Origin of the sequence: Marinobacter sp. ES-1 (assembly GCF_000475255.1) — a bacterium.
Taxonomy (GTDB): Bacteria; Pseudomonadota; Gammaproteobacteria; order Pseudomonadales; family Oleiphilaceae; genus Marinobacter; species Marinobacter vinifirmus.
Window position 1 is genome coordinate 20705 of the sequence record NZ_AXBV01000067.1, and the last position, 9793, is coordinate 30497.

Consider the following 9793-nt stretch of genomic DNA (forward strand, 5'->3'; position numbering starts at 1 on the left):
TCATGACGGACGAGAAGACCCGTCTGGGTGAGCTGCGGGATGAAATAGACAGCCTTGATCAGCAGATCATGCAGCTGATCAGCGCCCGCGCCAAATGCGCCCAGGAAGTGGCTAACGTGAAGATGGCAGCCAATCCGGGGCAGGATGTGTTCTTCTACCGTCCGGAGCGGGAAGCCCAGGTTCTGCGCCGTATCAAGGAGCAGAACCCGGGGCCTTTGCCGGCGGAAGAGATGGCCCGCTTGTTCCGGGAAATCATGTCAGCCTGCCTGGCCCTGGAAAAGCCGATGCACATCGCATTCCTCGGCCCCCTGGGTACCTTCACCCAGGCTGCGGCGCTCAAGCATTTTGGCCATTCCGTGATCAGTGTTCCGCTGCCGGCTATTGATGCCGTGTTCCGTGAAGTGGAATCTGGTGCGGCCCAATACGGCGTGGTGCCGGTGGAGAACTCCACCGAAGGCATGGTTAACCACACGCTGGATATGTTTATTGGCTCACCGCTGAAAATCTGCGGTGAGGTGCAGTTGCGGATTCATCACCATTTGCTGGTCTCGCCCAAGCACAAAGACCAGGAAATTACCCGGATTTATTCCCACCAGCAGTCCTTTGCCCAGTGCCGCCAGTGGCTGGATACCCACCGCTACGGCATCGAGCGGATTACCGTCTCAAGCAACGCAGAAGCGGCCCGCCGTGCGGCTGAAGAGCCGGGCACTGCCGCGATTGCCGGTGATATGGCGGCAGAGCTGTACGGGCTGGAAAAGCTTTCCAACAGTATTGAAGACCGGCCGGACAACACCACCCGCTTCCTGATTATCGGCCAGGAAGAGGTGCCTGCCAGCGGCCAGGATAAGTCATCAGTGCTGGTGTCCATGCGGAACAAGCCGGGTGCGCTTTACGCCGTGCTGGAGCCCTTCCATCGCCATGGCATCAGTCTGACCCGTATTGAAACCCGTCCGTCGCCCAGTGGCACCTGGGCCTATGTGTTCTACATCGATTTCGAAGGGCATATGGACGACGAACAGGTTAAAAAAGTACTCGCTGAAATTGATCAGGAAGCTGTGGAGCTCAAACGCCTGGGCTCATACCCCATTGGTGTTCTTTAAGATTTCACAGACCGGAACCGGAGGAAAGTTGAATGGCAGTGGATTACCAGAGTCTTGCGGTGAAAGGTGTTCAGGCTCTGTCTCCGTATCAGCCGGGCAAGCCCATTGAGGAGCTGGCTCGTGAGCTGGGATTGAACCCCGCGGAGATTGTTAAACTGGCCAGCAACGAGAATCCCCTGGGCCCCAGTGACAAGGCAATGGCTGCCGCCCGTAAGGCGCTGGAAGAAATGTGCCTGTACCCGGACGGCAACGGTTTCGACCTGAAGCAGGCGCTTTCGAAGCGTTTTGGCGTGGGCATGAACCAGATCACGCTGGGCAACGGTTCCAACGATGTGCTGGAAGTGATCGCCCGCTGCTTTGCCGATAGCGACAGCGAAGTGGTGTTCTCCCAGTATGCCTTTGCCGTTTACCCGATTGTGACCCAGGCCATCGGGGCGAAGGGCGTTTCGGTACCTGCCAGGGATTGGGGCCATGACCTGGACGCCATGGCCGCTGCTGTAACAGACCGCACCAAGCTGGTGTTCGTGGCCAACCCGAATAACCCCACCGGAACCGTGCATGAAGCGGATGCCCTCGAAGCGTTCCTGGATCGCATTCCGGAACGGGTGCTGGTGGTTCTGGACGAAGCCTACTGCGAGTATCTGACCGGCGATGAATTCCCGGACGGCATCAAGCTGCTGGCGCGATACCCGAACCTGATCGTCTGCCGCACCTTCTCCAAGGCCTGGGGGCTGGCTGCTCTGAGGGTTGGCTATGCCATCAGCTCGCCGGAAATTGCCGATATTCTCAACCGCGTGCGCCAGCCGTTTAACGTAGACTCCGTCGCCCTGGCGGCGGCCACCGCAGTTCTGGAAGACGAAGCCTATCTGAACCGTTCCCGCGAAGTGAACGAAGCCGGCCTGCGCCAGCTGTGCGAAGGCTTTGACCGGATGGGCCTGTCATATATTCCGTCTGCCGGTAACTTTGTCGCGGTGGAAGTGGGCGAGCAGGCGGCCGGTGTGTACCAGGCCCTGCTGACCCACGGTGTTATTGTGCGTCCGGTAGCCGGCTATGGTATGCCGTGTCATCTGCGGGTTTCTGTGGGCCTGCCGGAAGAGAACGATCGTTTCCTGGATGCCCTTGCCGAGGCGCTGGTATCAGCGGGTGAGGGAGGCTGAGTTGACCGCCCGTGAGCCTGTTTTCCGTCGTGTTGCCGTTATAGGCCTGGGCCTGATCGGCGGCTCACTGGCCAGCGCAATGCGCAAGTACCGGCTGGCCGGTACCGTGGTGGGATTCGACCGCAAAGCGGAAGATGCGGCTTTGGGGGTTGAGCTCGGCGTTATTGACGAGGCCGCTGAAAGTGTTGAGCAGGCGGTGCAGGGCAGTGACCTTATCGTGCTGGCGGTTCCGGTTCGGGCTACCCGGGCTGTACTCGAACAGGTTCAGCCATTTCTTGCAGAAGATGCCTTGCTGACCGACGTCGGAAGCACCAAGTCGAGCTTTGTTGCGGATGTGGAGGCGGTTTTCGGCACCTTGCCCGCAACTGTTATTCCCGGGCATCCCATTGCCGGCTCAGAGAAGAGCGGTATTCGTGCCGCTAACCCGGAGCTGTTTGCCCACCATAAAGTCATCCTGACGCCAGCCGATAGCGCGATTCCTTCAGGTGTCAGCAGGCTCACGGCACTGTGGGAAGGCACCGGAGCCACGGTGCTGACCATGTCTGTGGCCTATCATGACGAAGTGCTGGCGGCTACCAGTCATTTGCCGCACCTGATCGCTTTCTCGCTGGTGGACACGCTGGCGGGTGAAGACGAGAATATGGACATCTTCCGGTACGCGGCCGGCGGTTTCCGGGACTTTACCCGGATTGCGGCCAGCGATCCGGTCATGTGGCACGACATTTTCCTGTCAAACCGCGATGCTGTGCTGCGGGTGATTGACCACTTTACCCAGGACCTCGACCAGCTTCGGTCTGCCATCGCCGCCGGTGATGGCGCTACGCTGCTTCGGGTATTCAGTCGCGCCAAGGCGGCGCGTGAACATTTTTCCAAGATGCTTTCAGGGCAGGCTTACGTGACGAATAACAGTGACAAGCAGGTGACTTTCCTAATGCAACCCGGCGGTTCTGTCCGGGGTGATATCCGGGTGCCGGGTGACAAGTCCATGTCTCACCGCTCCATCATGCTGGGTGCCCTGGCTGAGGGAATTACCGAGGTTAAGGGTTTCCTGGAAGGCGAAGACAGCCTGGCGACTTTGCAGGCGTTCCGGGATATGGGTGTAACGATTGAAGGCCCGGAAGACGGGTTTGTCCGCATCCACGGTGTTGGCATGAACGGCCTGCAGGCGCCTCGGGGCCCGCTGTATCTGGGCAATTCCGGTACTGCGATGCGTTTGTTTGCCGGCCTGCTGGCTGCGCAGCCGTTTGACTCCGAACTCTCCGGGGATACCAGCCTGTCCAAGCGCCCAATGGGCCGAGTAGCCGACCCGTTGCGCGCCATGGGTGCGGTGATTGATACCGCAGAAGGTGGTCGTCCGCCCCTGAAGATCCGGGGCGGGCAGCACCTCACTGGTATTCACTACGACATGCCGGTGGCCAGTGCCCAGGTGAAGTCGTGCCTGTTGCTGGCAGGGCTGTACGCCGAAGGTGTGACCTCCGTAACCGAGCCTGCTCCTACCCGCGACCACACCGAGCGTATGTTGCAGGGTTTCGGCTACCACGTGCACCGTGATGGCGCCACGGCCAGTGTTACCGGCGGTGGCAAGCTGACTGGCGGTGCAATCGATGTGCCGGCGGATATTTCCTCGGCAGCGTTCTTCCTGGTGGCGGCAAGTATTGCCCCGGATTCCGACCTGACCCTGCGCCATGTTGGTATGAACCCGACCCGTGTTGGTGTGATCAATATTCTGCGCCAGATGGGCGCGGATATAGAGGTGCTGGAAGAGCGGGTGATTGGTGGCGAGCCGGTGGCTGACTTGCGGGTTCGCTCCGCGAGCCTGAAGGGTATTGATATCCCGGAAGACCAGGTGCCGCTGGCTATTGACGAGTTCCCTGTGCTGTTCATTGCCGCCGCCTGCGCTGAGGGTCGCACCGTGCTGCGCGGCGCCGAGGAATTGCGGGTGAAGGAAAGCGACCGTATTCAGGTGATGGCTGACGGCCTGGCTGCGCTGGGCGTGGAAACCACGGTAACGCCGGATGGCATCATTATTGACGGCGGCCAGACTATTGGTGGCGGTACGGTCGAAAGCCATGAAGACCACCGGATTTCCATGTCGTTTGCCGTTGCATCGTTGCGGGCTAACGGCCCGATCCGTATCAACGATTGTGCGAACGTGGCTACCTCGTTCCCGGGCTTCGTTGAGCTGGCAAAGCAGACAGGAATTCAGATCAGTACAGAAGGTGTTCAGTAATGACCCAGACTAAGGCACCGGTAATTGCCGTTGATGGCCCGGGGGGCTCCGGCAAAGGCACCATTACCCAGATGCTGGCCCGGAAGCTGGGCTGGCACCTGCTGGACAGTGGCGCGCTCTACCGCCTGACTGCCCTGGCGGCAACCCGGCAGGGCGTTGCCCTGGACGATGAAGCCGGGCTGGTGAAAGTGGCGGCGACCCTGGATGTGGCGTTCGAGCCGACCGGGGAAGGGCACCCGGTTAAAGTGGTTCTGGCCGGCGAGGATGTCACCTCGGAAATCCGTACCGAAACCTGTGGTGATAACGCCTCGAAGGTTGCGGTTATGCAGCCGGTTCGCGATGCCCTGCTGCAGCGGCAACGGGATTTTCGCCAGTTACCGGGCCTGGTGGCAGACGGCCGTGATATGGGAACCGTGGTGTTCCCGGACGCGCCGGTCAAGATCTTCCTGACTGCCAGCGCCGAAGAACGGGCCAGGCGACGCTACAACCAGTTGATGCAAGCGGGTGTCGATGTTAATATTGACGCCCTTTTGGAAGAGATACGGGTACGTGACGAGCGGGATATGAACCGTTCAGCGGCCCCTCTCAAGCCTGCAGATGATGCGCAAGTCATTGATTCTACGGGTTTGAGTATAGAAGAGGTGTTAGACAGGTGTATGGCCGCAGCAGGTCAGGCCTGACTACACCTTTTTGTCGTTGGAATGCCGGAAGCAGCGCAAATTGCCAGCCGCTGGCTGATTCCGGAAATCACTAACAGACCGTGTTGCTGGCGGCACGGAGCACACTTGCGTTGATCATATAGGGCACATAATGAGCGAGAGCTTTGCGGATCTTTTCGAAGAAAGTTTGAAAGAAATCGATATGCAACCGGGTTCCATTGTTCAGGGAACCGTTGTAGACGTCGATAACGACTGGGTCACCGTTAACGCCGGACTGAAGTCCGAAGGCGTTATCCCCGCCTCCCAGTTCCTGAACGAAAAAGGCGAGTTGGAAGTAGCTGTCGGCGACGTTGTCGATGTGGCTCTCGATGCAGTTGAAGACGGTTTCGGTGAAACCCGTCTGTCCCGTGAGAAGGCCAAGCGCGCTGAAGCATGGAAGGTACTCGAGAAGTCCTTCGAAGCTGAAGAAGTTGTTAAGGGTATCATCAACGGTAAGGTCAAGGGTGGTTTCACTGTTGATCTGGCTGGCATCCGTGCCTTCCTGCCGGGTTCCCTGGTAGACGTTCGTCCGGTTCGCGACACTGCGCACCTGGAGAACAAAGAACTCGAGTTCAAGGTTATCAAGCTGGACCAGAAGCGTAACAACGTGGTTGTTTCCCGCCGCGCCGTTCTGGAAGCTGAAAACAGCGAGCAGCGTGAAGCTCTGCTGGAAACCCTGACCGAAGGTCTGGAAATCAAGGGTATCGTCAAGAACCTGACCGACTACGGCGCGTTCGTAGATCTGGGCGGTGTTGACGGCCTGCTGCACATCACTGATATGGCCTGGAAGCGCATCAAGCATCCGAGCGAAATCGTGAATGTGGGCGACGAAATCAATGTTAAGGTCCTGAAGTTCGATCGCGAGCGTAACCGCGTATCCCTGGGCCTGAAGCAGCTGGGCGAAGATCCGTGGGTCGACATCAAAGGTCGTTACCCGGAAAGCTCCAAGGTTACTGCACGCGTAACCAACCTGACTGACTACGGCTGCTTTGCCGAGCTGGAAGAAGGTGTGGAAGGTCTGGTTCACGTATCCGAAATGGATTGGACCAACAAGAACATCCACCCGTCCAAGGTTGTTCAGGTAGGTGACGAAGTTGAAGTGATGATCCTGGATATCGACGAAGAGCGTCGTCGTATCTCCCTGGGTATCAAGCAGTGCGTATCCAACCCGTGGGAAGATTTCTCCAGCAACTTCAACAAGGGTGACCGCATCTCCGGTAAGATCAAGTCAATCACTGACTTCGGTATCTTCATCGGTCTGGATGGCGGCATCGACGGCCTGGTTCACCTGTCCGATATCAGCTGGAACGAGACTGGCGAAGAAGCCGTTCGCGAGTACAAGAAGGGCGACGAAGTTGAAACCGTTATCCTGTCTGTTGATCCCGAGCGTGAGCGTATCTCTCTGGGCATCAAGCAGCTGGAAAGCGATCCGTTTGCCGAGTTCGTTCAGCTGAACGACAAGGGCTCCATCGTTAAGGGTACTGTTTCTGCAGTTGACGCCAAAGGCGCCACCATTGCCCTGAACGAAGAAGTTGAAGCGGTACTGAAGGCTTCCGAAATCAGCCGTGACCGCGTAGAAGACGCGCGTAACGTTCTGAAGGAAGGCGAAGAAGTTGAAGCGAAGATCATCAGCATCGATCGCAAGAACCGCGTCATCAACCTGTCTGTTAAGTCCAAAGACGTAGAGGACGACAAGCAGGCCCTGGAAAATGTACGCAGCAAGGCTGCTGAGTCCTCAGGTGCCACCACTATCGGTGACCTGATCAAGGAACAGATGCAGCAGCAGAACGCCAACAAGGAATAAAATTCCGATTGGTGTCAAAAAAACGGGCTCTAAGAGCCCGTTTTTTTTGTGTTTTTTTCTGGTTTGGCTAAACTAGAGGCATTGGAATCCGGTAAGTGACCACGGAATAATAACGACAGAGGGAAACGCCTCATGACGAAGTCCGAACTGGTAGAACTGATTGCCTCGAAGCAGACTCAGCTCTCCGTCAAGGATGTTGAGCTCGCGGTTAAAACGGTCATCGAGCATATGTCCCAGGCTCTTGCTGATGGTCAAAGAATTGAAATCCGGGGGTTTGGTAGTTTTTCCCTGCATCACCGGGAAGCCCGCACCGGTCGCAACCCGAAAACCGGGGAAGCGGTTCAATTGCCTGCCAAGTTTGTGCCCCACTTCAAGCCTGGTAAAGAGTTGCGTGAGCAGGTGAACGACAGTCTGAAAAAAGGCTTCTGAACCACGCCCGCACTGATCAAAGGACACCGTAGCATCGGGCGATTTGCCCGTCTGGAGCGCAAACGACATGGCTGGACTGCAGAAGATCCTTATCACCGTTCTGGTTCTGCTTCTTATATTGTTGGCGCTGGTGTTCTCGCTCAACAACCAGATGGCGGTCTCGCTTAATTTCCTGTTGTTTGAGACCCAGCCTCACGGTGTGGCAGTCTGGATTATCATGTCCTTTGTGATTGGCGCGCTGATTGGCGTGCTGATTACCATGCTCGGAACTTTCCGCACCTCGGTATCCCGCCGTAACCTTCAAAAACGACTTGATCGTGCCGAGCAGGCACTTGAAAAATCCAGGGCCGAAAACGACCGGACGCTGTAATGGATATGGTGTTTAACTGGCTGCTTCTGACAGTAGCGGTTGCCGCCGGCTGGGTCGTTGGCCGCTACAGTAAGCAGCGCCATCGTTCCCGCAAGAGCATTGATAACGAAGATTCGGTTCGGGATCGTCTGCAGTTTCTCTTTACCAACTATTCTGACCAGGCGGTCGAAAACTTCGTGCAGTCCCTGGCTGTTAACCGGGATACCGTCAGCCTTCATCTCTCTATTGGCAGCCACTTCCGCAACAAGGGCGAAACCGACCGGGCGATTCTGATACACCAGAACCTGCTTGCCCGTCCGGAGCTGCCGGCACGCTACACCCCCCAGGTTACCTTTGAACTGGCCATGGATTACCTGAACGCCGGTCTCCTTGACCGGGCCGAGGCGCTGTTTCACCAGTTAATGGGCGATCGCGAGTACGGCCGCCGGGCTGCCCGGGAGCTCATCGAGCTGTACCAGCAGGAACGGGAATGGGAGAAAGCCGCCCAGGTGGCCCAGACGCTGACCCGCTCCGATGCTGACCCCGCCATGTTCAAGACACTGGCCTACATAACCTGCGAACTGTCCGATGCGGCTCTGAACAAAGACGACCGCTGGACATCCCAGAAGCTGGCCAAGGAAGCCCTCGATTACGATCGCTCCTGTGTCAGAGCGACCCTTCTGCTGATGAAAATGCAGATACGCCAGGGCAACTATCGGGAGGCCGGCAATCAAAGCCTGAAAGTATTCGAGCAGAATCCGGACTTCGGCCCGGAAGCCGTGGACCGTCTGATGAAATTAGAGCGGGAGCATGGCGACGTAGGCCGGTTGGCGAAGAAACTGCGCAAACTCTACGAGCAATATCCCGGCACCAGTTTGCTGCTGGCGCTGGTAGAATCCGTCGAGCGCTCGGCAGGGCGCCCGGCAGCGATCGACCTGCTGCGCCAGGAGCTGGAACTCCGGCCCTCCGTTCGCGGCTTGCTGCGCCTGGTTGAAATTGCCGGATATGAAAAGGGCATGACCACCGATGAAGGCCGGTTGGTAAGCCGGATAGGGCACCTGATCCTCGCCAACCGGCCAGTATACCGCTGCGTAAGCTGCGGTTTCTCCGGCCAGCAACTGCACTGGTTGTGCCCGAGCTGCAAGCAATGGGAAACCGTCAGGCCCATTCAGGGCGTCGAAGCGGAATAACGAACTTAATTTACCGAATGCGGAACTCTACTGTGCAAACCCTTAACGACCCGAAAATCATCGTCGCCCTGGACTTTCCGTCCCAAGACCCCGCGCTGGCCCTCGCTGACCAGCTGGACCCGGCCAAGTGCCGCCTGAAAGTCGGCAAGGAACTGTTCACCCGCTCCGGCCCGGAACTGGTCAAGTCGCTGCAGGGCAGGGGCTTTGACGTGTTCCTGGACCTGAAATTCCACGACATCCCCAACACCACTTCTGCCGCCGTTGCTGCGGCAGCCGACCTGGGCGTCTGGATGGTGAACGTGCACGCCTCCGGCGGCGAAAAGATGATGGTGGCCTGCCGCGAGCGCCTGGAGTCCTTTGGTGCTGACAAGCCCTTGCTGATTGCCGTTACCGTGCTCACCAGCATGTCTGACGCCGACCTCGCCGGCATCGGCATCACCGACTCCGCAGAAGCCCAGGTATCCCGCCTGGCAGCCCTCACCAGGAACTGCGGCCTGGATGGCGTCGTCTGCTCCGCTCAGGAGGCCCCGCGCCTGAAAGCTGAGCAGGGTGCCGGCTTCCAGCTAATCACCCCGGGAATCCGCCCCCTGACTGCCGACAAAGGCGACCAGCAACGCATCATGACCCCAACCGATGCCCTCAAAGCCGGCTCCGACTACCTCGTCATCGGCCGCCCGATTACCCAGGCATCTGACCCCCTGGCTGCCTTGGAGGCCATTCACGCTGAGGTGGTGTCAGTCTAACTTCGGTTAAAGCGCCCACTCCGCACCTAGCCTGCCGGGTTCGCGGGTAGGGCGCGGATGGGTGTCCCTCCCGAAAACCGCTCCTTACGGCAC

The 9793-nt window shown here is 58.3% G+C and carries 9 protein-coding genes; all 9 read left to right on the forward strand.

All coding sequences use genetic code 11. The features are described from left to right. The first annotated feature begins 2 nt into the window (after positions 1 to 2). The 9 genes from pheA (at position 3) to pyrF (ending at position 9700) form a co-directional block, all read left to right on the forward strand. Positions 3 to 1100, forward strand: coding sequence for a prephenate dehydratase (gene pheA / locus Q668_RS12850; RefSeq protein WP_022990020.1), 1098 nt, complete (start codon positions 3 to 5; stop codon positions 1098 to 1100). A 32-nt stretch (positions 1101 to 1132) separates the two neighbouring features. Continuing rightward, positions 1133 to 2257 (forward strand): histidinol-phosphate transaminase, encoded by a 1125-nt coding sequence (gene hisC, locus Q668_RS12855; protein ID WP_022990021.1) that lies wholly within the window; start codon positions 1133 to 1135, stop codon positions 2255 to 2257. Further along, positions 2214 to 4487 carry a bifunctional prephenate dehydrogenase/3-phosphoshikimate 1-carboxyvinyltransferase gene (locus Q668_RS12860; RefSeq protein ID WP_052009719.1) on the forward strand — a complete coding sequence of 758 codons (2274 nt, stop codon included), beginning with the start codon at positions 2214 to 2216 and terminating at the stop codon, positions 4485 to 4487. Before hisC ends, Q668_RS12860 begins: the two co-directional genes overlap by 44 nt. Beyond that, positions 4487 to 5167, forward strand: a complete 681-nt coding sequence (cmk, locus tag Q668_RS12865) for a (d)CMP kinase (RefSeq protein WP_022990023.1) — start codon at positions 4487 to 4489, stop codon at positions 5165 to 5167. The genes Q668_RS12860 and cmk overlap by 1 nt, the downstream gene beginning before the upstream one ends. A 130-nt stretch (positions 5168 to 5297) precedes the next feature. Next, a complete protein-coding gene (gene rpsA / locus Q668_RS12870) occupies positions 5298 to 6989 on the forward strand; it encodes a 30S ribosomal protein S1 (protein WP_022990024.1) in 1692 nt (563 codons plus the stop codon). A 132-nt stretch (positions 6990 to 7121) separates the two neighbouring features. Continuing rightward, positions 7122 to 7418, forward strand: coding sequence for an integration host factor subunit beta (locus Q668_RS12875; protein WP_022990025.1), 297 nt, complete (start codon positions 7122 to 7124; stop codon positions 7416 to 7418). Between the two features lie 67 nt (positions 7419 to 7485). Then, entirely contained in the window at positions 7486 to 7788 is a 303-nt protein-coding gene (locus Q668_RS12880) for a LapA family protein (protein ID WP_022990026.1), read from the forward strand. After that, positions 7788 to 8957, forward strand: coding sequence for a lipopolysaccharide assembly protein LapB (gene lapB, locus Q668_RS12885; RefSeq protein WP_022990027.1), 1170 nt, complete (start codon positions 7788 to 7790; stop codon positions 8955 to 8957). The genes Q668_RS12880 and lapB overlap by 1 nt, the downstream gene beginning before the upstream one ends. Before the next feature lie 32 nt (positions 8958 to 8989). Then, complete coding sequence (gene pyrF / locus Q668_RS12890; RefSeq protein ID WP_022990028.1) at positions 8990 to 9700, forward strand: orotidine-5'-phosphate decarboxylase; 711 nt, start codon at positions 8990 to 8992, stop codon at positions 9698 to 9700. Positions 9701 to 9793: the final 93 nt, after the last annotated feature.